The 25,013-nt window shown below is 64.1% G+C and carries 22 protein-coding genes; 19 read left to right on the top strand and 3 right to left on the bottom strand.

What is annotated here, in order from left to right; genetic code table 11:
- The coding region (locus EBS11_RS24820; RefSeq protein WP_290607520.1) for a hypothetical protein at window positions 1-223 on the bottom strand (223 nt) is incomplete at its 3' end.
- A gap of 52 nt (window positions 224-275) precedes the next feature.
- Here EBS11_RS24820 and EBS11_RS24825 point away from each other — a divergent pair.
- The 6 genes from EBS11_RS24825 to EBS11_RS24850 all read left to right on the top strand — a co-directional run bounded on the left by EBS11_RS24825 (window position 276) and on the right by EBS11_RS24850 (window position 8,502).
- On the top strand, window positions 276-1,583 hold the full coding sequence (locus EBS11_RS24825) for an extracellular solute-binding protein (protein WP_290607522.1): 1,308 nt from the start codon (window positions 276-278) through the stop codon (window positions 1,581-1,583).
- A 43-nt stretch (window positions 1,584-1,626) separates the two neighbouring features.
- Window positions 1,627-2,622 carry a sugar ABC transporter permease gene (locus EBS11_RS24830; protein WP_290607524.1) on the top strand — a complete coding sequence of 332 codons (996 nt, stop codon included), beginning with the start codon at window positions 1,627-1,629 and terminating at the stop codon, window positions 2,620-2,622.
- Entirely contained in the window at window positions 2,619-3,467 is an 849-nt protein-coding gene (locus EBS11_RS24835; RefSeq protein WP_290607526.1) for a carbohydrate ABC transporter permease, read from the top strand. Before EBS11_RS24830 ends, EBS11_RS24835 begins: the two co-directional genes overlap by 4 nt.
- A gap of 41 nt (window positions 3,468-3,508) precedes the next feature.
- On the top strand, window positions 3,509-4,876 hold the full coding sequence (locus tag EBS11_RS24840) for a GH1 family beta-glucosidase (protein WP_290607528.1): 1,368 nt from the start codon (window positions 3,509-3,511) through the stop codon (window positions 4,874-4,876).
- Window position 4,877: 1 nt separating this feature from the next.
- Window positions 4,878-5,930, top strand: coding sequence for an ATP-binding cassette domain-containing protein (locus tag EBS11_RS24845; RefSeq protein ID WP_290607530.1), 1,053 nt, complete (start codon window positions 4,878-4,880; stop codon window positions 5,928-5,930).
- A 106-nt stretch (window positions 5,931-6,036) separates the two neighbouring features.
- Entirely contained in the window at window positions 6,037-8,502 is a 2,466-nt protein-coding gene (locus tag EBS11_RS24850; RefSeq protein WP_290607531.1) for a TonB-dependent receptor, read from the top strand.
- 81 nt (window positions 8,503-8,583) lie between these two features.
- Here EBS11_RS24850 and xseA read toward each other — a convergent pair whose 3' ends face one another.
- On the bottom strand, window positions 8,584-9,945 hold the full coding sequence (xseA, locus tag EBS11_RS24855) for an exodeoxyribonuclease VII large subunit (RefSeq protein WP_290607561.1): 1,362 nt from the start codon (window positions 9,943-9,945) through the stop codon (window positions 8,584-8,586).
- 1,342 nt (window positions 9,946-11,287) lie between these two features.
- On the opposite strand from xseA, the gene EBS11_RS24860 reads away from it, so the two are divergent.
- The 9 genes from EBS11_RS24860 (at window position 11,288) to EBS11_RS24900 (ending at window position 18,845) form a co-directional block, all read left to right on the top strand.
- Window positions 11,288-11,893: a MotA/TolQ/ExbB proton channel family protein gene (locus EBS11_RS24860; protein WP_290607532.1), complete on the top strand. Its 606-nt coding sequence runs from the start codon at window positions 11,288-11,290 to the stop codon at window positions 11,891-11,893.
- Window positions 11,890-12,330, top strand: coding sequence for a biopolymer transporter ExbD (locus EBS11_RS24865; protein WP_290607534.1), 441 nt, complete (start codon window positions 11,890-11,892; stop codon window positions 12,328-12,330). The genes EBS11_RS24860 and EBS11_RS24865 overlap by 4 nt, the downstream gene beginning before the upstream one ends.
- 93 nt (window positions 12,331-12,423) lie before the next feature.
- Complete coding sequence (gene lpxK, locus EBS11_RS24870; protein WP_290607535.1) at window positions 12,424-13,479, top strand: tetraacyldisaccharide 4'-kinase; 1,056 nt, start codon at window positions 12,424-12,426, stop codon at window positions 13,477-13,479.
- Window positions 13,460-13,636, top strand: coding sequence for a Trm112 family protein (locus tag EBS11_RS24875; RefSeq protein ID WP_092798445.1), 177 nt, complete (start codon window positions 13,460-13,462; stop codon window positions 13,634-13,636). Before lpxK ends, EBS11_RS24875 begins: the two co-directional genes overlap by 20 nt.
- 2 nt (window positions 13,637-13,638) lie before the next feature.
- A complete protein-coding gene (gene kdsB / locus EBS11_RS24880; RefSeq protein ID WP_290607541.1) occupies window positions 13,639-14,397 on the top strand; it encodes a 3-deoxy-manno-octulosonate cytidylyltransferase in 759 nt (252 codons plus the stop codon).
- 319 nt (window positions 14,398-14,716) lie between these two features.
- Entirely contained in the window at window positions 14,717-15,373 is a 657-nt protein-coding gene (gene adk, locus EBS11_RS24885) for an adenylate kinase (protein ID WP_290607543.1), read from the top strand.
- Window positions 15,374-15,579: 206 nt separating this feature from the next.
- Complete coding sequence (locus EBS11_RS24890) at window positions 15,580-17,703, top strand: sodium-translocating pyrophosphatase (RefSeq protein WP_290607545.1); 2,124 nt, start codon at window positions 15,580-15,582, stop codon at window positions 17,701-17,703.
- A 201-nt stretch (window positions 17,704-17,904) separates the two neighbouring features.
- Window positions 17,905-18,330: a hypothetical protein gene (locus tag EBS11_RS24895; RefSeq protein WP_290607547.1), complete on the top strand. Its 426-nt coding sequence runs from the start codon at window positions 17,905-17,907 to the stop codon at window positions 18,328-18,330.
- A gap of 14 nt (window positions 18,331-18,344) precedes the next feature.
- Complete coding sequence (locus tag EBS11_RS24900) at window positions 18,345-18,845, top strand: glycine zipper family protein (protein WP_290607549.1); 501 nt, start codon at window positions 18,345-18,347, stop codon at window positions 18,843-18,845.
- Between the two features lie 3 nt (window positions 18,846-18,848).
- Here EBS11_RS24900 and EBS11_RS24905 read toward each other — a convergent pair whose 3' ends face one another.
- Complete coding sequence (locus tag EBS11_RS24905; RefSeq protein ID WP_290607551.1) at window positions 18,849-20,912, bottom strand: TonB-dependent receptor; 2,064 nt, start codon at window positions 20,910-20,912, stop codon at window positions 18,849-18,851.
- Between the two features lie 282 nt (window positions 20,913-21,194).
- Here EBS11_RS24905 and EBS11_RS24910 point away from each other — a divergent pair, with 282 nt between their 5' ends.
- The 4 genes from EBS11_RS24910 (at window position 21,195) to EBS11_RS24925 (ending at window position 24,928) form a co-directional block, all read left to right on the top strand.
- The gene (locus EBS11_RS24910) at window positions 21,195-21,671 is read left to right on the top strand and encodes a hypothetical protein (protein WP_290607553.1); all 477 of its coding nucleotides are present in this window, start codon (window positions 21,195-21,197) and stop codon (window positions 21,669-21,671) included.
- A gap of 192 nt (window positions 21,672-21,863) precedes the next feature.
- Window positions 21,864-23,102: a hypothetical protein gene (locus tag EBS11_RS24915; protein ID WP_290607555.1), complete on the top strand. Its 1,239-nt coding sequence runs from the start codon at window positions 21,864-21,866 to the stop codon at window positions 23,100-23,102.
- A 10-nt stretch (window positions 23,103-23,112) separates the two neighbouring features.
- A complete protein-coding gene (locus EBS11_RS24920; RefSeq protein WP_290607557.1) occupies window positions 23,113-24,546 on the top strand; it encodes a UbiA family prenyltransferase in 1,434 nt (477 codons plus the stop codon).
- 34 nt (window positions 24,547-24,580) lie between these two features.
- On the top strand, window positions 24,581-24,928 hold the full coding sequence (locus EBS11_RS24925) for an SMR family transporter (RefSeq protein ID WP_290607559.1): 348 nt from the start codon (window positions 24,581-24,583) through the stop codon (window positions 24,926-24,928).
- Window positions 24,929-25,013 lie beyond the last annotated feature (85 nt).

The raw sequence follows: 25,013 nt of genomic DNA on the forward strand, positions 1-25,013 counted from the left end.
CGGCATCAGCGCCGCGCTGGCCGCCGCGCGAAGCGTGTTTCTTGTCGGCACGATCTTGATGTGAAAACGTTTTCACAAAAAACAACAGCGCGGCCGGCCCCATGTTTGTCCAACTCTTCATAGGGGAGTGCCCTGCATCTGCCGGCCACGGCACGGTGGCGTCGATAAAAATGACAACTTTTCTGATTGACTTCATTTTCGATGCGGTGTTAAATGGATGCATGTTGTGAAAACGTTTTCAAGATAGAAGACGCTCAATAATCGGAGATGAACCAATGAAGTCAAGCATCCCTGGCGCAGCCTTGCCTGCCGCGCCCCTGCTGGCGGCGCTGACCCTGGCCGCCGGCATGGCCAGCGCCGCCACCGTCCCTGCCGCGCCCGTGCCCGGCACTCCCGCGCTGGCCCCCGCCACCATCACCGTCGCCTCGTTTCCCGACCTGGACCGCGCCGTCAAGACGGCCTTGCCCCTGTGGGAAAAGCTGTACCCGCAAGTGAAGGTCAAGCTGGTCAGCCTGCAGATCGACGACCACCATAACTCGATGACGACGGCCCTGGCCGCCGGCGCGCGCCTGCCCGACGTGATGGCCATCGATTTCCGCTACGTGGGCAGCTTCGCCGAATCGAAAGGCATGGAAGACTTGCTGCAGGCGCCGTACGGGGCAGGGCAGTACCGCGCCCAGTTCGTGCCCTTCACCTTCGTGCAGGCGACCAGCTCGCGCGGCACCCTGGGCGCCATGCCGGCCGACCTGGGACCGGGCACCCTGTTCTACCGCAAGGACCTGATGGACAAGGCGGGCATCAAGGAAGCGGACCTGACGCAATCGTGGGAGTCGTATATCGCCGCCGGCAAGAAGCTCAAGGCCGCCACGGGCACCTATCTGCTGGCCGGCGCCAGCGACCTGGCCGATATCTATATCCGCGCCAACCTGAAGGATGGCGAAGGCATCTACTTTGGCGACAAGGGCCAGGTGCTGGTCGATACGCCTCGCTTCGTGAAAGCCTTCGAACTGGCCAAGGCGGCGCGGGTGGCCGGCATCGATGCGCGCACCGTGGCCTGGACGGGCGAGTGGGCCGAAGGTTTTAAACGCGACAAGGTGGCCAGCCAGATGATGGGTTCCTGGCTCAGCGGTCACCTGGCCAAGTGGCTGGCGCCTGCGTCCGCCGGCCAGTGGCGCGCGGCGAACCTGCCGGCCGGCGCGCTGGCGTCCTACGGCGGCTCCTTCTACGGCATCCCGAAGAAGGCGGCGAATAAAACCCAGGCCTGGGAATTCATCAGGTTCATGACCGTCAACAAGGATATCCAGCTGCACTCGCTGAAGGAAATCGGGGCGTTTCCCGCCCTGAAGGCGGCGTATGCGGACCCCATGATGGACGAGCCGCAGGCGTATTTCGGCGGCCAGAAGACGCGCTTGCTGGCGCGCGAGACGGCGGCGAAAATTCCCGTCATCCGCGTCGACAAGTTCGACGCCGTGGCGCGCGACATCGTCAACATGGAGCTGGAAAGCGTGCTGGCGCAAGACAAGGATATCAAGACTGCCCTGGCCGACGCCAAGGCCCTGATCACCCACCGCGCGCGGCGCTAGGAACCGGCATGAGACTTGATCAAACGCAAGGCGGAGGCTGTCCATGAGCGCCCCTTCCGCATCGCTGGCGCAAGGCGCGCCCGCCAAGGCACGACCGGCCAAAAGACGCTTCAACATGAAGAAATGGGCGCCATACATTTTCATCAGCCCCTTCTTCATCCTGTTCGCCGTCTTCAGCCTGTTTCCGCTGCTGTTTTCCATCTATCTGTCGTTCAACCAGTGGGAAGCGGCCAGCGGCGTGGAAGCCATGCAGTGGGTGGGGCTGGACAACTACAAGTACGCGCTGAGCGACCCGTGGTTCCTGCGCTCGCTGGGCAACACGCTGTGGCTGGCGCTGGCCTCGGGCGTGCCGCAACACCTGGTGGCCATCCCCCTGGCGGCCTTCATCCACAACAGCTTCAAGCGCTCGCGCAACCTGGTGATCGGCATTTACTTTTTACCCTTCATCACGTCCAGCGTGGCCATCGCCATGGTCTTCAACACCCTGTTCTCGCGCGACTATGGGCAGATCAATGTGCTGCTCCAATGGTGCGCCAGCCTGCCGCTAGTCGGCGGCCTGTTCCCGGCCGAGTCCATCGACTGGCTGGGCAGCTCGCTGTTCATCAAGCCGGCCGTCGCCTTCGTCATCTTCTGGCGCTACCTGGGCTGGAACCTGGTGCTGTATCTGTCCGCCTTGCAGGTGATACCGAAGGATTTGTACGAGGCGGCCACCATCGACGGCGCCTCCAAGCGCCAGCAGTTCTGGCACATCACCCTGCCGCAGCTGCGGCCCATGATCTACCTGGCCGTGACCCTCACCATCATGGGCAATTTGCAGCTGTTCGAGGAGCCGTTCGTGCTGGTGGCCGAATCGAGCGGCGTGAGCCAGTCCGTGATGACGACGGCCATCTTCGTCTACAAGACGGCGTTTTCCTCGGGCGACTTCGGCACGGCGTCGGCCATTTCCTGGCTGCTATTCCTCATCATCGCCAGCACCACGTGGGTGAACAGCCGCATCTTCAGCCGCAACGAGCGTCAAGAGCGCAAGGAGGCCAAATGAGCACATCGACCCACCGCCATGCCGGCGCGGCCGGCACCCGCTGGACGGCCTACGCCATGGTGGCCATCGGTGCCCTGATCATGGTCGCGCCCTTCTACTTCATGTTCGTCTTCGCCACGCACACGAGCGCCGAGATCTACAGCCTGCCGCCGCCGCGCTGGTTCGGCACGGCCCTGCTGCACAACCTGGAGCTGCTGCAGGAGCGCCTGCCGTTCTGGCGCAATATCGGCATCAGCCTGTACGTGGCCCTGATGACCACCGCCCTGACCCTGTTCTTCTGTTCGCTGGGCGGCTATGCGTTTGCCATGTACGAATTCCGCTTCAAGCGGCCCCTGTTCACGCTGGTGATGGCGTCGATGATCATCCCCTCCTTCATGAACATGATTCCCACTTTCATGCTGATGGATTTCCTCGGATGGCTGGACCAGCCGCGCGCCCTGTACGTGCCGGGTGCGGCCGGCGCGCTGGGCATCTTCCTCATGCGCCAGTACATCGGCACGGCGATACCGAAGGATCTGATCGAGGCGGCGCGCATCGACGGCTGCGGCGAATTCGCCATCTACTGGAGAGTCGTGCTGCCCCTGATCGGCCCCGCCATGGGCACCCTGGGCCTGATCACTTTCATCAACTCGTGGAACAATTTCATCACGCCGCTGGTCGTCATGCGCTCGGTCGAGAACTACACGATCCCGCTGGCCCTGCGCAGCATGCAGGCGCCGAACAACACGGAGTGGGGCGCCTTGATGACGGGCGCCGCCATCGCCGTGCTGCCGCTGCTGCTGATGTTCTTTGTCGCCTCGAAGCGCCTGATCGAAGGCCTCACGCAAGGCGCCGTCAAGGGCTGATGCACTCACTTATTTCAACCCCTCACACTGATACCACCACCATGCATAACGACGACATCGACAGCAACTTTCCCGCCAACTTCACCTGGGGCGTGGCCACCAGCGCCTACCAGATCGAGGGCGCCGCCGCCATCGACGGCCGCGGGCCGTCCATCTGGGATACCTTCAGCCACACGGACGGCAAGATCATCGACGGCAGCAACGGCGACGTGGCCTGCGACCACTACCACCGCTATGCCGAAGACGTGGAGCTGATCGCGAACCTGGGCGTGAACGCCTACCGCTTTTCCATGTCCTGGTCGCGGGTCCAGCCCACGGGTTCCGGCGCCTGGAACGAGGCGGGCTTCGATTTTTATGCGCGCCTGCTCGACGCGCTGGCCGCCAAGGGCCTCGAGGCGCACATGACCCTGTACCACTGGGACTTGCCGCAAGCCTTGCAGGACGAGGGCGGCTGGCTCAATCGCGCCACCTGCTACCACTTCGCCGCCTACGCGGCCGAGGTGGCGCGCCGCTTCGGCCACAAGGTCGCCAGCATCGCCACGCACAACGAACCGTGGTGCACGGCCGTGCTGGGCCACGGCACGGGCCAGTTCGCCCCCGGCATGGCCGATCCGGCCGCCGCCGTGCAGGTGTCGCACCATCTGCTGCTGTCGCACGGCCTGGCCATGCAAGCCATGCGCGCCGTGCAGGCCCCGGCCAGGCTGGGCATCGTGCTCAATCAATGGACGGCCACGCCCGCCACGGACAGCCCGCAGGACAAGGCGCTGGCCGAACTCGAATATGCGCGCTCGGTGCAGTGGTACATGGACGCCATCTTCAAGGGCCGCTACCCGGCACTGGCCCTGAAACACGCCGACGCTTCAGCTTTGGCCATCTTTGAAAACGATTTCATAGATATCAAGCAGCCCATCGACTTCCTCGGTGTGAACTACTACACGCGCGCTTTCATGAGCGCCGAGACGCCGCCGCGCAAGCCCGAATGCAAGCTGGGCGTCAACGACATGGGCTGGGAAACCTATCCGCAAGGCTTGACGGAACTGCTGGTGGGCCTGCACCGCGAATACCGGCTGCCGCCCGTCTACATCACGGAAAACGGCATGGCCGTCAACGACAAGCTGGTCGACGGCAAGGTGCATGACCAGCCGCGCATCGAGTACGTGCAGCTGCACCTGGATGCCTTGCGCGCCGTGATCGCCCAGGGCATCGACGTGCGCGGCTATTTCTACTGGAGCCTGATGGACAACTTCGAGTGGAACTCGGGCTATGCCAAGCGCTTCGGCATGCTGTACGTCGACTACGCCACGCAGCAGCGCAGCTTCAAGGACAGCGCCCTGTGGTACCGCGACTTCATCGCCGCGCAGCGCGCGTCCCACGTACCGGCCCCGCTGGCCCTGGCCGGGGAGCACTGACATGGCCGCCATCTCCCTGCGCGGCATCCGCAAGACCTATGGCGACGGCCCGGAAATCGTCAAGGGCCTGGACCTCGACATCCATGACGGCGAATTCATGGTCTTCGTAGGGCCGTCCGGTTGCGGTAAATCAACCCTGCTGCGCATGATTGCGGGCCTGGAAGACATCAGCGCGGGCCAGCTGCGCATCGGCGACCTGCTGGCCAACGACGTGGCCCCGGCCGAGCGGGGCATTGCCATGGTCTTCCAGAGCTACGCCCTGTATCCGCACATGACGGCGCGCGAGAACATGGGCTTTGCCCTCAAATTGGCGGGCCGCCCGGAGGCCGAGGTGCGCGCCGCCGTCGGCAAGGTGGCGGAAATCCTGCAGATCACGCATCTGCTCGAACGCAAGCCGAAAGCCCTGTCCGGTGGCGAGCGCCAGCGCGTGGCCATCGGCCGCGCCATCGTGCGCCAGCCCAAGGTCTTCCTGTTCGACGAACCGCTGTCCAACCTCGACGCGTCCCTGCGGGTGCAGACGCGCATCGAGCTGGCCAAGCTGCACCAGGAACTGGGCACCACCATGATCTATGTCACGCACGACCAGGTCGAAGCCATGACCCTGGGCGACAGGGTCGCCGTCTTCCACGGCGGCCACCTGGAGCAGGTGGGGGCGCCTTTGGCGCTGTACCGCCATCCTGCCAGCCAGTTCGTCGCCGGCTTCATCGGCGCCCTGCGCATGAATTTTTTGCCGTGCGCCGCCGTCCCCGCGCTGGCCGGCCAGCTGGGCGGCGAGGCCGGCATGCTGGTCGGCATCCGCCCCGAGCACCTGCGCCTGGTGCCGCGCGGGGAAGGCTACGGCGCCACCGTCACCCTGATCGAGCAGCTGGGCGACGCGCAGATCATCCACGCGACGCTCGATGGCGGCAGCGATGCCGGCCCCCATGCGGTGGCCATCAAGCTGCACGGCGAGGCGCGCCACAGCCTGGCGCAGGGCAGCAGCATCGGCTTCGCGCCGGAAGAGGGCCATGCCTTTCTGTTCGACACGGGCGGGCGCGCCGTGGCCACCCACTGACCCGCACGGAGGCGACATGACTTCAGATTGACACCCAAAAAATGTGCAGCAGTAGCCAAAGAGCTATGTGATCATCATTCAACCAGTGGTAGAGGAGACAATAACAATGAAGCCGTTCAAGAGAAATACCATTGCATGCAGCCTGGCGCATGCGACTTTCGCCCAGTTCATCCTGCTGGGCAGCGGCGCCGTCCTGGCGCAGCAAGCCGATACGGCCGCGCCGGCATCGGCCGGGGCGGCGCAAGCCGATACGGGGCAGATGGACCGCATCGTCGTCACGGCCACGCGCCGCAACACCTTCGTCCAGGAGACGCCGCTGGCCGTCACGGCCTTCAACCAGGACACCCTGCAAAACAATCAAGTGAAAGACCTGGCGTCATTGGCCACCATGGTGCCCAGCCTCGTCGTCGAGCAGCACGGCGATTCGGGCGGCGTGCACGTCTACATGCGCGGCGTGGGGTCGGCCAACCACACGGAACTGGGCGACCCGGCCGTCGCCTTCTACGTCGACGGCGTGTATTCACCCCGTCCCCAGGGCGCCACGGCGCTGATGTATGACCTGTCCCACGTGGAGGTGGCGCGCGGCCCGCAGGGCACCCTGAATGGCCGCAATTCGACGGCCGGCGCCGTCAACCTGGTCTCGGCCGCGCCGAATACGTCCAAGTTCATGGGTTCGGCCGGCATCACCGTGGGCGACTACCGCCATTTGCAGACGCAGGGCATGATCAATATCCCGTTTTCCGACGACATGGCGCTGCGCATCGCCGCCATCAAGGACAGCCACGATGGCACGGTGGACTTCCGCCGCGGCTCGAACGTCATGCCGGGCGCGGCCAAGTACGGCGCCGGCGACCAGATGGGCGTGCGTGCCTCCTTGCTGTGGAAAATCACGCCGCAGCTGCGCGGCACCTTCATCGCCGACTACTTTCTCGACCAGGGCGCCGGCAACGTCTTCCTGGCCGCCGAACCGAAGCCCGGCGAGAAACTGCGCTCGGCCCTGATCGACACGCCGGGCACCCTCGACCAGTCGATTTTGACCTACAAGGGCAAGCTCAATTACAAGCCGACGGAGTCGCTGGACTTCACTTACCTGGGCAGCTGGAGCCGCTACAAGCGCCAGAACAGCAACGATGCGGACGCGGGCCTGTTCCCCGGCTTCAAGTCGGAAAACCGCACAGACTGGGCGCAGTTCGACAGCTATTCGCACGAGCTGCAGGCGCGCTCGGACGACGAGGCGCCGTTCCAGTGGGTGGCCGGCCTGTTCCTGTTCAATGAAAAGAACAAGGTGCGCTTCGATATCGACCGCAGCCAGATTTCGCAGGCCGCCGTGCAGCAGGATATCGCCAACGGTGCCGTCATCTTCGTGCAGCCCACCGTGGGCCAGTATGCCTCGTCCATGTCCTTCATCCAGGGCGACCGCCAGCTGAAATCGAAGGCCGTCTTCGGCCAGGTCAGCCAGCAAGTGACGGAGCAGATCAAGCTGACGGCCGGCGCGCGCTACACGAAGGACCATAAATTCGACATCGGCGGGCAGAACTGGGCTTGCCCGAACTGGCCGGCCAACACGCCGCTGGGCACCACCGTGCTCACGCCGGACCAGATGGCGCAGCTGGTCACGCCGGGCACGGGCCTGGCCAACACGCACAATATCGGGCCGGGCGGCGCCATCACGGCGGCCACCTGCGGCAATACGCCGGGTGACAACACGGCCGACCTGAAATACGGCCAGGCCACCTGGCTGGGGCGCATCGAGTACAAGCTGCGCCCCGACATCCTGCTGTTCGGTTCCGTGACGACGGGCTTCCACTCGCCGGCCATGGGCGACGGCGGCGCCACCACCAAGCCGGAAAAGCTGACCAGCTATGAAATCGGCTTCAAGTCGGACTTGCTGAACCGCGAACTGACCCTGAACCTCGACGCCTTCCTGATGAAATACAAGGACAAGCTCGAATCGCAGGTGGTCAACAGCGTGCTGGCCAACTTCAACGCGGCCGGCGCCACCGTCAAGGGCCTGGAAGCGGAATGGGTCTGGCGTCCGACCAGGGTGGACCGCCTGACGGGCAACGCCACCTGGCTCAAAGCCGTGTATGACGACTTCCTCTCGTGCGACGTGGATGCGGCGCGCGCGAATGGCCAGGCCTGCGGCTCGACGGCGCCGCTCGTGAACGTGGGCGGCAGCACCATGAAGCATGCGCCGAAGTTCTCCACCACGGTGCAGTACGAGCACGACTTCAATGTGGCCGGCGGCCAGCTCACGCCGCGCGCTTCCGTGCACTATGAAACCATGTCGTATGTGGGGGCGGGTGCCTTCAACGGCGACGTGCCGGGCCACGCGGGCGTCAAGCGCCAGGAGGCGTACACCACGCTGGACCTGAGCCTGCGCTTCCAGCCGGCGAACAAGGCCTATACGGTGGAAGCGTTCGTGCAGAACGCCACCGACAAGGCCGTGAAGCTCGACGTGCTGGAGCTGTGCACGGACGTGGGCATGCCGTGCCAGCCCACGCAGCAGATCTACGGCGCCTTCTACAACGCGCCGCGCACGTTCGGCGCGCGCGTGTCGATGAAGTTCTGATGGCGTAGGGGGAAAGAGCAGGTGCTGTAGCAGTCCACTCAGTAGGGCAGGTGTTGGGCCGGGGAGCTTCCCCGGCCTTTTTTATTCCAGCGTGGCCTGCACGCTGGCGATGCCCACCTGCGCGCTGCCTTCGGCCAGGCGCACGTTGACATTCTGGCGCGCCTGCAGCTGCGCCGGCGAGCGCACGATATGGCCCTTTTCGTCGCGCAGGATGGCATAGCCCCGTTCCAGGGTGCGCTGCGGGTTGAGCAGCTCCAGCTGCGCCGCCAGGCCGTCGAGGCGGTGGCGCCGCTGGCCCAGCATCTGCGCCATGGCCGCGCCGCTGCGCCGCTGCGCTTCGACCAGGCGGGCGCGCGGCGCCGTCACGTCGGGGCGCAGATTGGCCCAGCGCGAGCACAGGCGCTCCAGGGCGTACTGCGACTGGTTCAGCGGCGCGCGCGCCGCGTGCGTCATGGCCGTGGACAGGGCCAGCAGCTGCAGGCGCTGCTGCTGCAGCTGCGCCTTGGGATTGAGCAGGCGGCGGCTGTGGCGGTCCAGGGTCTGCGCCGCGTCGTCGAGGCGGCGGCGCATGGCGCGGCGCAGGTCCGTCGCATCGGCGCGCAATGAGGCCATCCAGTCGGCGCGCGGCGTGGCCGCCAGTTCGGCCGCCGCCGTCGGCGTGGCCGCGCGCAGGTCGGCCGCGAAGTCGGCGATGGTGAAGTCCGTTTCGTGGCCCACGCCGCTGATCACGGGCATGGAACAGTCGGCAATCGCATGCGCTACGCCTTCATCGTTGAACGACCACAGATCCTCGATGCTGCCGCCGCCGCGGCACACCAGCAGCACGTCGCACTCGGCCCTGGCCGATGCCGTGCGGATGGCGTGCGCGATTCTCTCCGGCGCCTGCTGGCCCTGCACGGGCGTGGGATACAAAATGATGGCCACGTGCGGCGCGCGGCGCTTGAGCGCGATCAGGATGTCGCGCAGGGCCGCCGCCTGCGGGCTGGTGATGATGCCGATGGTGCGCGCGAACATGGGGATGGCGCGCTTGCGCTCGGGGTCGAAGAGTCCCTGCGCGGCCAGCTTTTCCTTCAGGCGCTGGAACGCTTCATACAGGGCGCCCACGCCGGCGCGGCGGATGGCTTCCACGTTGATCTGGTAGTCGCCGCGCGCGCCGTACAGGGTGACGAGGGCGCGCACCTCCACCTTGTCGCCTTCGCGCGGGGTGAAGCCCGCGTACTGGGCGCGGCCGCGGAACATCACGGCGCGCACCTGGGCGCCATCGTCCTTCAAGGTGAAATACCAGTGGCCGGAAGCGGCGCGCGTGAAGTTGGAAATCTCGCCGGCGATCCACGTCAGGGGGAACGAGCGTTCGAGCAGGCGCGCGACGGCCTGGTTCAGGGCGCTGACGGTCAGCACGGGCGGGGCGGCAAAGCCGCTGTCAGTCGGGTTGTCGGTCATCATCAGGCAGGAAAGGGAAGGGAACTGTCCACAAATTATCGGCGAGGTCATGCTTATGTCATATATCGTGCAAAACAACAAGTTCTATTTCTAAGTATTTGATTTCATGATGAATTTCTGAATGCCTGATTTGCGTGCACAGGGAAAAAGTCCTTTAATATCAAGCACATCAGTGATGCGCCTGCCACTTACGCACAAAGTTATCCACAGAAAGTGTGTGGAACTTTTTGTCCTGCACAGGAGACCCTGGCCACCTTGCTGTAGTGGACAAAAAATACCCTGCTACATTTTTACGCATAGAAATAAAGCATAGAGAAATCAAGGGTTTAGTATCGCATGCATGGCCTTGCGCACAATCTTATCCACAAAAAATGTGCAGAACTCCGTCGGACCGTGCTGTTTATCCACTGGATGGCCTATTGCATGGCTTGCCTGAATTTTGCGCAGCAAAAAAATACCGATATAAATCAACAGGATAGCGTTCAAGCATGGGCCTTGCTCACAATCTTATCCACAGAATGTGTGTAAAACTGCATAAATCGTTTCGCCGCGGGTCCGGGTTTTCCACCGCCTGCGCCTGCCATTTTGCTGCCTTATTTTTCAGCAGTGAAAAAAATCCCTTTGAAATCAAAGGCCTTGCCTAGAGTCAATCGGCTTGCTCACAATCTTATCCACACTTTATGTGTGGAACTGCGCGGGCGGTGGAAAAGTGCCAGATCGAGGCGCAATCGACCCCTCGAAATCGCCGTTTTTCGCCCTTGCTACATTTTTACGCATGGCAATAAAAACGATATAAATCAATGTACTTGGCGCTTATTTTTATGCTTGCACACAATCTTGTCCACAGATTGTGTGCAGAACTTTATGCGCCGATGGTGGCCTGCGTTGCGCCTGCCTGCCTCATTTTTACTCAGTGAAATAATTTTCTTTTAAATCAGTGGCTTATGTGAAATCCACGGCCTTGCGCACAATCTTGTCCACAGTAAATGTGCAGAACTTTTATTTTGTTGAGTATCTGACATTGACTATCCCCGATCAGCTGCTATGCCTGTATTTTGCGCATGATGATAATAGTCATATGGATCAATGACTTAGGGCTGAGTCTTCAGGCTTGCTCACAATCTTATCCACATAAAATGTGCAAAACCGGGCCGCCGGGCGCAGGGCTTGCGGGGCGGCTGTGGACAAGGCGGCGCGGGCGCCACTTGCCGACGGCGCGGCAACGCGCTACATTGCGCCATTCCGTCGCGGGTGCGCAATCGCCCGCCGGCGCTCGGTACAATACTGGCTGTTCGGGCCATATTGTTCGGGCCATATATCGCCTTCCCCTTACCAGGAGTTTCTTTTGCTCGCTATCTTCCAGGCCGCCGGCTGGCCCATCTGGCTCTTACTGATCGCTTCCATCGTGGCCCTGGCCCTGATCATCGAGCGCTTGCTGTACTTGCGCCGCGGCAAAATTCTGCCCCGCAAGCTGTTCGATGAAGTGGTGCAGGTGTATCGCAGCGGCAAGATCACGCCGGACACGGTGGCCAAGCTGGAAGCCAATTCGCCGCTGGGCGTGGTGCTGGCCGCCGCCCTGCGCAATGTGGACGCGCCGCGCGAGGTGATGAAGGAATCGATCGAGGAGGCCGGCAGCGGCGTGGCCCACGTACTGGAGCGCTACCTGACGACCCTGGGCACCATCGCCACCCTGGCTCCGCTGATGGGCCTGTTCGGCACGGTGGTGGGCATGATCGAGATCTTCGGTTCGCAGAACGCCAGCGGCTCGAATCCCGCCCAACTGGCCCATGGCATTTCCGTCGCCCTGTACAACACGGGCTTCGGCCTGGCCATCGCCATGCCGACCCTGGTCTTCTACCGCCACTTCCGCGCCCTCGTCGACAGCTTCGTCATTGACATGGAGCAGCAAGCGGTCAAGTTCGTTGATATCGTCCACAGTGGCCGCAAATGAACTTCCGCAAAGGCAAGGGGCGTGAAGACCCCGAAATCAACCTGATCCCGTTCATCGACGTGCTGCTGGTGATCCTGATCTTCCTTATGGTCAGCACGACCTACAGCAAGTTTACGGAGCTGCAGATCACCTTGCCGACGGCCGATGCCGAGCAGGCCAAGGAGAAGCCGCAGCAGATCGACGTCACCGTCGACGCCAAGGGCAACTACACGGTGAACCGCGAACCCGTCTCCTTCCGCGACGTGGCCGGCCTGGCCGATGCCCTGCAGGCGGCGGCGAAGGCGGCCAATGGCGGCAAGGCGCCCGCGCAGACGCCCGTCGTGGTGGTCAACGCCGACCAGTTCGCCATGCACCAGATGGTCATCCACGTCATGGAAGCGGCGCGCCTGGCCGGCTATGAAAAGCTGACCTTCGCGGCGCAGGCGGGCGGCAAGTAAGGCCAACCTTCAACCCCAAGCGAAGTGCCGGGGTCAGACCCGCCGGGTCTGACCCCAGGTGTCGTTTTCGGGTTCCAATTTTAGTTGACACGCATGCCCACATCCTCCCCCGCCAAGCTTGAAACCACTCTCACCCGCGCCTGGCTCACGCGCGGGCCGCTGGCGTGCGCGCTGTGGCCCGTCTCCTTGCTGTTCGGCGCCCTGAGCGCCATCCGGCGCGGCCTGTACCGCGCCAATCTCCTGAAGTCCGCGCGCCTGCCCGTGCCCGTCGTCGTCGTCGGCAACATTTTCATCGGCGGCACGGGCAAGACGCCGCTGACGATCTGGCTGGTACAAGCCTTGCGCGACGCGGGCATGCGCCCGGGCGTCATTTCGCGCGGCCATGGCAGCGCCGACCGCTCGCCGCGCGCCGTCAGCGCAGCCTCCACGCCGCAGCAGGTGGGCGACGAGCCGCTGCTGATCTTCCAGCGCGGCGGCTGTCCCGTGATGGTGGGGCGCGACCGCGCGCAAGCGGGCAGGGCGCTGCTGGCGGCGCACCCCGACGTCGACGTGCTGGTGACGGACGACGGCTTGCAGCATTACGCCCTGCAGCGCGATGTGGAAATCGTGCTGTTCGACGGCCGCGGCGCGGGCAACGGCTGGCTGCTGCCGGCCGGGCCGTTGCGCGAATCGCCGCGCCGCCGGCGCGACGTCACGGTGATCAATGCGCCGGAGCTGTCCCCGGCGCTGGTGGCGCAGGTGGCGCCGCGCGGCGCCCTGGTGGTGCAGATGCGCCTCGATGGCGGCGTGGCCGAGCGCCTGGCCGACCGCGGCGAACGCCTGCCGCTGGCGGTGCTGGCGGCCAGCGGCCAGCGCATCGTGGCGGCGGCCGGCATCGGCAATCCGCAGCGCTTCTTCAGCATGCTGCGGGGCGCCGGCCTGCAGTTTGCGGAGCTGCCCCTGCCCGACCATCACGACTTCCTCGACCAGCCATTTGCCGCCCTCGACACGGACGTGATCTTGATCACCGAGAAGGATGCAGTAAAATGTGCGCAAATTGAACATCTCAAAGACGACCCGAGACTGTGGGTCGTCCCGGTCAGTGCGCGCATCGATAGCGCGCTGGCCCAACAAATTGTGGAGAAATGTCGTGGACGCTCGACTGCTTGATATCCTGGTCTGCCCTGTTTGCAAGGGCCCGCTTGAACACGATAAGAAGGCGCAGGAACTGATTTGCCGCGCCGACCGCCTGGCTTACCCGATCCGCGATGGCATCCCCATCATGTGGGCGGACGAAGCGCGCACCCTGCTCGACGCCGTGGAATAAGGATGGCGTTCATCGTCATCATCCCGGCGCGCCTGGCCTCGACGCGCCTGCCCAACAAGCCGCTGGCCGACCTGGGCGGCAAGCCCATGGTGGTGCGCGTGGCCGAGCAGGCGCTGCTCTCGGGCGCCGCGCGCGTCATCGTCGCCACCGACCACGAAGACATCCGCGCCGCCTGCGCCGCGCATGGCGTGGAAGTGTGCATGACGCGCGCCGACCATCCGTCGGGCACGGACCGCATCGCCGAAGTGGCGCGCACGCTGGAGCTGCCGCCGGACGCCGTCGTCGTCAACCTGCAGGGCGACGAACCGCTGATCGATCCGGCCCTGCTGGCCGCCTGCGCCGCGCACATCAGCGCGGCCGTCCCCATGGCCACGTGCGCCCATCCCCTGCACGACATGGCCGACGCCTTCAATCCGAACGTCGTCAAGGTGGTGCTGGACAAGGCAAACCGCGCCTTGTATTTTTCGCGGGCGACGATCCCGTGGCACCGCGACGGCTTCGCGCAATCCCGTGAAAACTTGCCGCAAGGCTATGTTCCATTGCGCCATATCGGCCTGTATGCGTACAGCAATGCGTTTTTGCAGGCCTATCCGCAATTGTCCGCATCGCCGCTGGAAGCCATCGAGGCGCTGGAGCAGCTGCGCGTGCTGTGGCATGGTTATGCCATCGCCGTGCATGTCACGGACTCGGCGCCAGCTGCCGGTGTCGATACGCCGGAAGACCTGGAACGCGTGCGGGCGCACTACCGTCACGCCACCTGAGAAAACGTCCATGGCTGCGTTGCTCCGCCTTGCCGTACATTCGTACTGTCTGCGGCGGGCCGCCTTGCCCTGAACGTTTTTCAGGCGCCGTGGGTGCGCGTGAAAAATTTTATGCGGGGCTTGCCACAAAAAACCACATTTTGAAACGTCCGCTTCGATAATTGCTGGCTTTGATCAATCCCGGCATAGCAAATCGACAGCAAACTGGCGTTTCGGGGAATTTTTGTGGTAAGTTTCGTAGGGAAAGATAGCCATAGCAACATCATCTAAAAATAATTACACATACCACCATCCAAAATCTGTTTTTTAGGAACTTTCAATGCGTCTGATACTTTTAGGAGCACCCGGTGCCGGCAAGGGCACCCAAGCTAATTTCATCAAAGAAAAATACAACATTCCACAAATCTCCACGGGCGACATGCTGCGCGCGGCGATCAAGGAAGGCTCCGAACTGGGCCTGGCAGCGAAAAAAGTCATGGATGCGGGCGGCCTCGTGTCGGACGACATCATGATCGGCCTGGTCAAGAACCGCCTGCAGGAAGCCGATTGCGCCAATGGCTACCTGTTCGACGGCTTCCCGCGCACCATCGCGCAAGCGGATGCCATGAAAGACGCGGGCATCAACGTCGACTACGTGCTGGAAATCGACGTGCCCGATGAGTCGATCATCGAGCGCATGGACGGCCGCCGCAGCCACCCGGGCTCGGGCCGCGTCTACCACGTCAAGTTCAACCCGCCCAAGGTCGACGGTGTCGACGACATCACCGGCGAACCGCTGATCCAGCGCGACGACGACAAGGCCGAAACGGTGAAAAAGCGCCTGGACGTGTACCACAACCAGACCAAGGTCCTGCTGGGCTACTACAATGACTGGGCCAAGTCCGGCCTGCCAGGCGCGCCGAAATACCGCCGCATCGTCGGCGTCGGTCCGGTCGAGCAAATCCGCGACAGCGCATTTGCCGCCCTGGCGGAATAAGCAGTATTGAAAAGCGGACCGGAATGTCCGCTTTTTTTTCGCCCGCTTTTCAGGCAGACTGGCATTGTCCCGGTGCCTGACGCTGGGTGCTTGACGTTTTCGTGGTTCGAGTTTTTTGCAGGTCGTGTTTTCCTGGCTGCGCGTGCCTACCCGGTGCGGTCTGCAGCTGTCGGTAATGACGTCGGATAAAAACAGAAGGGGACGATATGGCAGCCAGTTTGTGGTTCGCGGTAGCCTGCGGCGTGGTCGCAGTCATTTACGGTTTGGCGTCGCGCAGCTGGATCCTGCGCCAGGATCCCGGCAACGCGCGCATGCAGGAAATCGCCCTGGCCATCCAGCAGGGCGCGGCCGCCTACCTGGCGCGCCAGTACCGCACCATCGCCATCGTCGGCGTGGTGCTGCTGATCGCCATCTATGCCTTGCTCGGCCTGCACACGGCGCTGGGCTTCCTGATCGGCGCCGTGCTGTCGGGCGCCTGCGGCTTCATCGGCATGAACGTCTCCGTGCGGGCCAACGTGCGCACGGCGCAGGCGGCCACCCACGGCATCAACCAGGCCCTGAACGTGGCCTTCAAGGGCGGCGCCATCACGGGCATGCTGGTCGTCGGCCTGGGCTTGCTGGGCGTGACCCTGTTCTACTGGCTGCTGGTGACGACGGGCGCGCCCGGCCTGACCCAGCATGACCTGATCAAGCCCCTGATCGGCCTGGCCTTCGGCGCCTCGCTCATTTCCATCTTCGCCCGGCTGGGCGGCGGCATCTTCACCAAGGGCGCCGACGTGGGCGCGGACCTGGTGGGCAAGGTGGAGGCGGGCATCCCCGAGGACGATCCGCGCAACCCCGCCGTCATCGCCGACAACGTGGGCGACAACGTGGGCGACTGCGCCGGCATGGCGGCCGACCTGTTCGAGACCTATGTCGTGACCCTGATCGCCACCATGCTGCTGGGCGCCCTGCTGATGGCCGAGGCCAGCAGCGTGGCCATCATCTACCCGTTGCTGCTGGGCGCCGTCTCCATCCTCGCCTCCATCGTCGGCTGCTCGATGGTCAAGACGGCGCCCGGCAAGAAGATCATGTCGGCCCTGTACACGGGGCTGTGGTGGGCCGCCGGCCTGTCGCTGGTCGGCTTCGCCGTGGTGACGTGGCTGCTGTGGCCAGACGACGCCATGCGCTACAAGATGCTGGGCGCCACCGTCGTCGGCATCGTCCTCACGGGCCTGATGGTGTACATCACCGAGTACTACACGGGCACGGATTTCAAGCCCGTGCGCCACATCGCGGAAGCGTCGACGACGGGCCACGGCACCAACATCATCGCCGGCCTGGGCGTGTCGATGAAATCCACCGCGTACCCGGTGCTGGCCGTCTGCGTCGCCATCCTCGTGTCATACCAGCTGGCGGGCCTGTACGGCATCGCCATCGCCGCCACCTCGATGCTGTCGATGGCGGGCATCATCGTCGCCCTCGACGCGTATGGCCCCATCACGGATAACGCGGGCGGCATCGCCGAGATGTCGGGCCTGCCCGACTCCGTGCGCGCCATCACCGATCCGCTCGACGCCGTGGGCAACACCACCAAGGCCGTCACCAAGGGCTACGCCATCGGCTCGGCGGGCCTGGCCGCGCTGGTGCTGTTCGCTGACTACACGCATGCGCTCGAATCCGTGGGCCAGCACATCACGTTCGACCTGTCGAACCCCATGGTCATCGTCGGCCTGTTCATCGGCGGCCTGATACCGTACCTGTTCGGCGCCATGGCGATGGAAGCCGTGGGCCGCGCGGCCGGCGCCGTGGTGGTGGAAGTGCGGCGCCAATTCCGCGACATCAAGGGCATCATGGAAGGCACGGCGAAGCCGGAATACGACAAGGCCGTCGACATGCTGACGGCGTCGGCCATCCGCGAAATGATAGCTCCCTCCCTGCTGCCCGTGGTGGTGCCCATCGTCGTCGGCATGCTGCTGGGGCCCGCGGCGCTGGGCGGCCTGCTGATGGGAACCATCGTCACGGGCCTGTTCGTCGCCATTTCCATGACCACGGGCGGCGGCGCCTGGGACAATGCCAAGAAATACATCGAGGACGGGCACTTCGGCGGCAAGGGTTCCGAGGCGCACAAGGCGGCCGTCACGGGCGACACGGTGGGCGACCCGTACAAGGATACGGCGGGACCGGCCGTCAATCCCTTGATCAAGATCATCAATATCGTCGCCCTGCTGCTGGTGCCGCTGCTGCCCGCCACGGGCTGGCTGGCCGTGGCGGCGCCGGCGCCCGTCCACGCGCCGCTGCCGCCCATCCTGGCGCCGGCGACACCGCCGCAAGTGCTGCCGGCCCAGTAAGCCCCGGCACTCCGACAGCCCCCGACAGCCCCGTGGCCTGCGCCGCGGGGCTGTTTGCGTTGTGCACAGGTGAAACTTTCCTGCCGTCCATATCCCCGGCGTATAAAAGGTGAGCAATTGTTACGGCAGCTAGGATTGCGCCGTTGGCCTGCCAATAATGGAGTGAGCATCATCGTCGTGGTAGCCAGGCAGGAGGATGTCATGAACAGCAATCACAGGGGACGCGGCGCACGGTTGGCGCTGCTGGTAATGGGACTCGCGTCGGGTCTGGCGTTCGGTGGCGCTGCCTGGTCCGCGCCGGGCGGCCACGGGGGGCATGGCGGCCATGGCGGTTTTCATGGCGGCCACGGGCACTTCCATGGCCGCCCGTACGCGGGCGTATGGCTCGGCTCTGCGTGGGGCTACGGTTACGGGGCGGGCTGGTATGGCGCTCCCTGGTATGGCTATCCCTACGGCTATCCGTATGCCGGCACCGTGATCGTGCAGCAGCCGCCCGTGTATATCGAGCAGGGCGGCGAGCCGACGGCGCAGATGTGGTATTACTGCGCGCGCCCGCAGGGCTATTATCCCTACGTGAAAAATTGCAGCACGGCATGGCGCGCCGTGCCGCCGGTCAGCATACGCTGAGGCGGGAGAGCGACATGAACACGAGAGCATTCCTGGGGCGTGCCGGCATGCTGGCGCCCCTGCTGCTGGCCGCCTGCACGGTGATGCCGGAAGGGCCGTCAGCCATGGTCCTGCCCGGCACGGGCAAGAGTCTCGAACAGTTCCGCGGCGACGACGTGCAATGCCGCGGCTATGCGCAAGGCCAGCTGGGCGGCAGTTCGGCGCAGCAGGCCGGCGTCGACAGCGGCGTGCGCAGCGCGGCGCTGGGCACGGTGCTGGGCGCGGCGGCCGGCGCCGCCATCGATGGCGGCCATGGCGCCGGCGTGGGAGCGGGCACGGGCCTGCTGTTTGGCGCGCTGGCGGGCACGGGCGCGGCGGACACGTCCTCGTACGGCATGCAGCGCCGCTACGATAATGCCTATCAGCAATGCATGTACGCGAGCGGCCACAAGATACCCGTCGCCGGGCAGATGCTGGGCAGCGTGCCGGCGAATGCCGCCACGCCGCCACCCGATACGCCGCCGCCCCGTTACTGACCCTTAGAAGCGCGACGTCAGGCCGACGAACATGCGCCGTCCCGGCACATAGTAGTCGACCTTGCCATCGGCCAGCGGGCCTTTCTTGAACAGGTTTTCCACGCCGCCGCGCACCGTCCATCGGGGCGTGACCTTGTAGGAGACGACCGTGTCGACGATGGTGTAGGCCTGGTTGGCCGCCTGGCCCGCGTCGAGTTCCTTGCCCGTGTACTGGGCCGACACTTCGCCGAACAGCTGGTCGTTCACTTGCCAGCCCAGGGCCGAGTACCAGGACAGCTTCGGCGTCGACAACAGGTTGGCGCCCGTGGTCAGGTTTTTCGCTTCCGCCATGTAGGTGACGTTGTTACGCCAGTTCAGGTGTTTCGTCAGCGGGATGGTGGCCGTCGCTTCCACGCCGCTGGTGCGCGCTTTCTGGATGTTCGTCATCCTGGTCCACCACTGCTTCTGGAAAAAGCCCAGCGGCGCGTAGTCGATCTTGTTCTTGAAATCCGTGTGGAACCAGGTCACGCCCACATCCCAGCCATCCTGTTCCCACGCCACGCCGATCTCGCCGGCCGTGCTCGTTTCCGGCTTCAGGTCCGCATTGCCGGCCATGTAGCAGCCGCCCGTGATGTAGCCCAGCGGTTTCAAACTGCCGCAGCCGCGTCCGCCCGACTGCGTGGCCGCCGCCGGCGAGTTTTCCTTCAGGCTGGGCGCGCGGAAGCCCTGCGACACGCCGCCCTTGACGGTCCAGGCGGGGGCAGGGTGGTACACCAGGTACAGGCGCGGGCTGTAGTGGTTGCCGAACTTGCCGTGGTGATCGAGGCGCAGGCCGGCCGTGGCCGTCAAGTCCTCGCGCAGGAACAGCTGATCTTCCGCAAACAGGGCCGAGGTGGTGCCGGACAGGGTGGCGCCGCTGACCGGGTTGCCCAGGTAGTCGGTGGGCACGGTGCCGATGGTGTCCGTATTCGTCAGTTCCTGGTGCTTCCACTGGCCGCCCATCACCAGCATCTGCTCGATGCCGCCCCAGCCGATGCGTTTTTCCAGGCTGGCGTCGAGGGTGGTGTCCTTCGACTTGGCCACCGTGCCGACCACTTCATTGTCGAAATCGTTGTGGTACAGGTTGACGGTCGCCTTGCCGAAGTCCCAGCGGCCTTCGTAGCCGGCGCTGACGCTCTTGCGTATCAGCTTGCTCGCGCCCCAGGCGCCGAACACGGGGTAGCCGTCCGCATCGAGGGTGGCCGAATCCGTGGCTTCCTGCCGGCCGTAGCTGGCGTCCAGCGACAGGTTCTGTTTCTTGCCCAGCGCCCAGTTCAATTGTCCCGAAACGGTCTGGTTGCGTTCGCCGCCGATGCCGCCCGACTTGCCGATGATTTTTTCATCCGCATTCTGCCGCGTCTGGCCCACGCCCAGGCGCATGCCCACGGTGTCCGACAGGGGACCGGCCAGGTTCACGCCCAGCTGGTGCGCCGTGCCGCGGCCGCTGTCCTGCGGCTGCGTGTAGTTGGCCGTCGCCGAACCGTTCCACTTGCCGGGCACCTTGCGCGTGATGATGTTGATCACGCCGCCCATGGCGTCCGAGCCGTACAGCGAGGACATGGGCCCGCGCACCACTTCGATGCGTTCGATCATGTCGGGCGAGATCCAGTTCAAGTCCTGGCGGCCCAGGTCGGGACGGTAGGCCGTGTCGGCCGAGCTGCCCATGCGCTTGCCGTCGACGAGGATCAGGGTGTATTTGTCGGGCAGGCCGCGCAGCTTGATCTTCGATTCCTCGCCCACGGGACTGGTGCCGCCCGTCACGCCGGGGATGCGGCGCAGCAGGGTATTCAAGTCATACACGGGCTGGCGCTCGATTTCCTCGCGCGTGATGACGCTGATGCTGGCCGGCGCATCCTTGATGTCGATGGCCGTGCCCGAGGCGGTGACGACCACCGTGTTCATGGTGGCATCGGCAGCCACGTTGCCTTCGGCCCAGGCGCTGCCGACGGCCAGCGACAGCAGGCAGGGCAAAAGCAGGGTGGCGCGACGCGGGGGCAGGGCGGGGAGGATGGCAAGCGGTGTGGCGAAAACTGGACTGCGGTTGGACATGGTGAACTTTCCCGAATGTTGTTATTTCCTGGCTGCCTTCCGGGTGGCGTGGGTATGAAGTGAGGTGACAAAAGCTGGGTCGTATCTCGTGAATGAGAATAAGAATCGTTCTTATTGTAGTGCCATCCTGGCAAGAAAGAAAGTGCTAGTCGGAAATAAAACGCTGTTCTCGGGTGGCCGGGGGCATCGGCAGTGCATGCAGGCGTGAGAAATTGTTACGCGCACTGGTATCCGCGGCAGTCTGTGTCAATAATGAAGCAGGCCCATTTCACTGGAGGCATCATGCATACCGCAACAGCAGGACCGTCTTGCCCCACTGCCATGCTGGCGCCCGTGCTGGCCGCGCTGTTCATGGCTGCGGCGGGCCTGGCGGGCGGCCACGCGGGCGCGGCGGAGCAGGCGGCGCCCGCCGGGTCCTTGACCGAGCCTTTGCCCGTGTGCCGGCTCGACCCGCACGACAGCAGCAAGCTGGCCGTCGAACCGTGCCGTCCGGCGCCGCCCGTGCAGCCGCGCCGGGCCGTGGCGCAGGTGATCGGCCGCATGCCCGCGCAGCGCACGGCGCCGCCCATCGTGTCCATGGCGCCTTTGCCGTCCAGTCCCGCCGTTCCCATGCCCAGCCTGCCGCAGCCCATCGGTTCCTGCGACACGGGCGGTTGCCGCGACGCGGCGGGCGCACGCTACAACGGCGCGGGCAATGCCACGCTCGACGCCAACGGCCGCATCTGCCACCGCAACGGGGCGTTCGTGCAGTGTTTCTGATGTACACCTTGCTTGGCGGGGCGGCAGGCAGGCATTTTTCCGCCTGAACCTGTCGGCCTGGGCCACCCGACTGCTATCGGTACGGCATTCCTGGATTGAATTTATTTTATTGTTAATTTATATATTGCATGAGACAATAAAAATGTAAATTTCATAATTTTAAATCCAGTTGGCTTTCCACCGATACCCGAAATGAACCTTGACCGTCTGCGCAGCCAACTGGTGCTGCTTTCCCTGTTTGCCCTGATTTTCTTTGCCTGGTGGTTTCTGGCGGGTGGCACGCTCATGGCGGATGCCTATCAGGGGCGCTCCTGGCCGCTGCTCAACAAGCTGCTGGCGCGTCCCGACAGGCATCCGCTGGACTTTTATCTCGACAAGATGCAGGCGCTCGTCAGCTTTAGCCTGGTCCTGTGGAGCGCCTTCACCCTGACGGCCGCCCTGGCCCTATCCCGCTTGCGGCGGCCCGCCGCCGGCAGCGACTGGCGCGATTACGCGATCTTTGCCGTCTATGCCGCCGCATTCGCCTACCTCCTCGTACAGGTCGGCAGCGAGCAGAAATGGTATGTGATCGACAAGATCATGACTTACCAGGGCACGCCGCCATTCCAGCATCGCGTGCTGTTTATTTTCCCTGCGCAACTGCTGCAATATGTCATGCCCCAACTGAGCGCCATCGAGTGCTTTCTGTGGTCGCAATTGCTGGCCGTGGTGTTGGCGCTGTGGGCGGTGCGCCGCTTTGCCAGCCTGTTCATCCGCAGCGACCTGGCCTTCATCGGGCAATTTCTCGCGCTGTGCATGTGGGCCCCGACACTGACCTACTACACGTTCTACGATATCGGCATCATCTTCGTGTATGCATTCTGCCTGTATCACCTGATGCGCCGCGAACTGCTGCCGTATCTGGCGATGCTGGTGGTGGGCACGTTCAATCACGAAATCACGCTGTTCCTGATCGTGGCCAGCGCCGTCGTTTATCTCGGCAACATGAGCCTGCGCTCGCTGGCCGCCTTGCTGGCGCTGCAGTTGCTGCTGTATGGCCTGGTCCGCATGCTGTTGTTCTATCTGTTGCCTGCCCATCAGGCGTGGGAAGGGGGCAAGCTGGCCTTCAATCTCCACCTGCTGCTGCACCAGACCCGTGGCCTGGTGTACAACCTGGGACCCTTGCTGCTGTGGTACGGGCTGGCCGCCACGGGCTGGCGTCACGCGCCGTCGTTCCTGCGCCGCTGCACGCTCATTTTGCCGTGCCTGCTGGTCATGACGACGCTGGTGGGACAGTTCAACGAGGCGCGCCAGTTCGATGCCTTCATTCCCGTCGCCATGGCATTGATGCTGTGCTCCCTGGGTGCCCGCATCGGGGCCCTGGCCGGCCCTGTGCCGGACGCCGGCACCGGCGCATGGCGTTCCGGCCGCTTGTTGAAATCGCACCCCTGAAGGCATGTCCATGGCTGAAGACACGATGCGCGAGCCGACGACCGTGCCGCTGGTGGTTGACCTCGACGGTACCCTGATCCACTCGGACCTGCTGTGGGAATCGATTTTGATTTTCATCAAGACGCATTTCCTGCAGCTGTGGCGCCTGCCGTTCTGGCTCTTGCTGGGCAAGGCTGCCTTCAAGGAAAAAATGGCATCGATGGTCGACCTCGATCCAGCGGCATTGCCTTATGACCAGGTTTTGCTGGCGGACCTGGCGCGGCAACGTGCGCAAGGGCGGCTGATCGTGCTGGCGACGGGCTCGCAGCGCCGTTACGCCGACGTGATCGCCGCCCACCTGGGCTTGTTCGGGCGGGTGCTGGCGACCGAAGGCGGCGTCAACCTGACGTCGCACAACAAGGCGGCGCAGCTGAAACAGGCGTTCGGCGACAAGGGCTTCGACTACATCGGTAATGCCAGCGTCGATATTGCCGTGTGGAATGCGAGCAACGATGCCTTTTCCGTCACGCTCAAGCCATTCCACCTGGCGGGCGGCCTGAGCACGCGTGCGGCCGGCACGCCCCGCGCCGGCTGGCTGGGTCCCCTGTTCAAGGCGATGCGGCCGCGCCAGTGGCTGAAGAACCTGCTGGTCTTCGTGCCGATGCTGGCAGGCCATGCACTGCATGCGGAGGCCTTCCTGCAGTCGCTGGTGGCATTTCTTGCCTTTTCACTTTGCGCATCGAGCGCCTACCTGCTCAATGACGCCCTGGACGCGGCCGATGACCGGCGCCATCCCGTCAAGTGCAGGCGGCCTATCGCCGCCGGCAAGTTGCCGCTGTCGGTCGCCATGCTGGCCAGTCCCCTGCTGGCCGGCGCGGCGCTGGCGATTTGTGCCGCGTTCGATCCGCTGCTGCTGTGCGTGGTCGTGGTGTATTTCATCACCACCCTCGCATATTCGCTGCACCTGAAGCGCTTGCTGATGGTGGACATCGTCACCCTGGCCCTGCTGTACACGCTGCGTATCCTGGGCGGTAGCGCGGCGACGCATATCGAGCCGTCGTTCTGGCTGCTGGCGTTTTCCTTCTTTATCTTCCTGAGCCTCGCCTTGCTCAAGCGCTACAGCGAGCTGTTCAATCTCGAGCGGCAGGGCAAGGAAAGGACCAGCGGCCGCAACTACACGACCCTGGACAAGGCGCCGATCGGCATCATGGGCATCAACAGCGGTTTCATTTCGCTGCTGGTGTTCATGCTGTACTTCAATTCGGACAACGTGGTGGTGCTGTACACCCGTCCGTACATCCTGCTTGGCATCGTGCCGCTGCTCGTCTTCTGGCTGGGACGGCTGTGGACCTTGTCGTTCCGGGGAGAGGTGAATGAAGATCCGGTGTTGTATGTCAGCAAAGATGGCGTCAGTTTATGCATCATTGCCCTCAGCATGCTGCTTGCCGTCGGCGCCAGCCTGTAAACTGGCATTCCCCATTCCCGAAGCGAGATAGACAATGAATTCAGTGCATGCAGGCTATCTGTGGTGCGCGCTGGCGGCCGTCGCCAGCGCCGCCGCCACGTTCCTGATAAAAATGTCCAGTCTGCAAGGTAGCGGCCTGAGCCTGGTGCGCCTGCTGTGGCTGGGCGGCGCCGGCGGCGCCTATGCGCTCGGTTTCGTCTGCTATGCGGTGGCGCTGGAAAAAATGCAGATAAGCCTGGCGTATCCCGTGATGACGGCCATGACCATGCTGCTCGTGGCGCTGGCCGGCGGCATCGTGCTGCAGGAAACCCTGACCCTGAGCAAGATCGCCGGCGTCGTGCTCATCGCGGCCGGCGCCTTTGTGCTGTCGCGCCCGGCCTGAGCCTGCCGCGGCGCGGCGCCAACTTTTCGCTTTGTCCCGCAAAAGTGGCTACAATGGTTGCCGACATTACGTTTACGTAAACGTA

Origin of the sequence: Janthinobacterium sp., from assembly GCF_009923995.1 — a bacterium.
In the GTDB taxonomy this organism is placed as follows: domain Bacteria; phylum Pseudomonadota; class Gammaproteobacteria; order Burkholderiales; family Burkholderiaceae_D; genus Janthinobacterium.

What these genes read in the sequence shown, in the direction of transcription:
- EBS11_RS24825 (WP_290607522.1), top strand. Translation starts at nt 276, where the DNA reads ATGAAGTCAAGCATCCCTGGCGCAGCCTTGCCTGCCGCGCCCCTGCTG.
- EBS11_RS24830 (WP_290607524.1), top strand. Translation starts at nt 1,627, where the DNA reads ATGAGCGCCCCTTCCGCATCGCTGGCGCAAGGCGCGCCCGCCAAGGCA.
- EBS11_RS24835 (WP_290607526.1), top strand. Translation starts at nt 2,619, where the DNA reads ATGAGCACATCGACCCACCGCCATGCCGGCGCGGCCGGCACCCGCTGG.
- EBS11_RS24840 (WP_290607528.1), top strand. Translation starts at nt 3,509, where the DNA reads ATGCATAACGACGACATCGACAGCAACTTTCCCGCCAACTTCACCTGG.
- EBS11_RS24845 (WP_290607530.1), top strand. Translation starts at nt 4,878, where the DNA reads ATGGCCGCCATCTCCCTGCGCGGCATCCGCAAGACCTATGGCGACGGC.
- EBS11_RS24850 (WP_290607531.1), top strand. Translation starts at nt 6,037, where the DNA reads ATGAAGCCGTTCAAGAGAAATACCATTGCATGCAGCCTGGCGCATGCG.
- xseA (WP_290607561.1), bottom strand. Translation starts at nt 9,945, where the DNA reads ATGATGACCGACAACCCGACTGACAGCGGCTTTGCCGCCCCGCCCGTG.
- EBS11_RS24865 (WP_290607534.1), top strand. Translation starts at nt 11,890, where the DNA reads ATGAACTTCCGCAAAGGCAAGGGGCGTGAAGACCCCGAAATCAACCTG.
- lpxK (WP_290607535.1), top strand. Translation starts at nt 12,424, where the DNA reads ATGCCCACATCCTCCCCCGCCAAGCTTGAAACCACTCTCACCCGCGCC.
- kdsB (WP_290607541.1), top strand. Translation starts at nt 13,639, where the DNA reads ATGGCGTTCATCGTCATCATCCCGGCGCGCCTGGCCTCGACGCGCCTG.
- adk (WP_290607543.1), top strand. Translation starts at nt 14,717, where the DNA reads ATGCGTCTGATACTTTTAGGAGCACCCGGTGCCGGCAAGGGCACCCAA.
- EBS11_RS24890 (WP_290607545.1), top strand. Translation starts at nt 15,580, where the DNA reads ATGGCAGCCAGTTTGTGGTTCGCGGTAGCCTGCGGCGTGGTCGCAGTC.
- EBS11_RS24895 (WP_290607547.1), top strand. Translation starts at nt 17,905, where the DNA reads ATGAACAGCAATCACAGGGGACGCGGCGCACGGTTGGCGCTGCTGGTA.
- EBS11_RS24900 (WP_290607549.1), top strand. Translation starts at nt 18,345, where the DNA reads ATGAACACGAGAGCATTCCTGGGGCGTGCCGGCATGCTGGCGCCCCTG.
- EBS11_RS24905 (WP_290607551.1), bottom strand. Translation starts at nt 20,912, where the DNA reads ATGTCCAACCGCAGTCCAGTTTTCGCCACACCGCTTGCCATCCTCCCC.
- EBS11_RS24910 (WP_290607553.1), top strand. Translation starts at nt 21,195, where the DNA reads ATGCATACCGCAACAGCAGGACCGTCTTGCCCCACTGCCATGCTGGCG.
- EBS11_RS24915 (WP_290607555.1), top strand. Translation starts at nt 21,864, where the DNA reads ATGAACCTTGACCGTCTGCGCAGCCAACTGGTGCTGCTTTCCCTGTTT.
- EBS11_RS24920 (WP_290607557.1), top strand. Translation starts at nt 23,113, where the DNA reads ATGGCTGAAGACACGATGCGCGAGCCGACGACCGTGCCGCTGGTGGTT.
- EBS11_RS24925 (WP_290607559.1), top strand. Translation starts at nt 24,581, where the DNA reads ATGAATTCAGTGCATGCAGGCTATCTGTGGTGCGCGCTGGCGGCCGTC.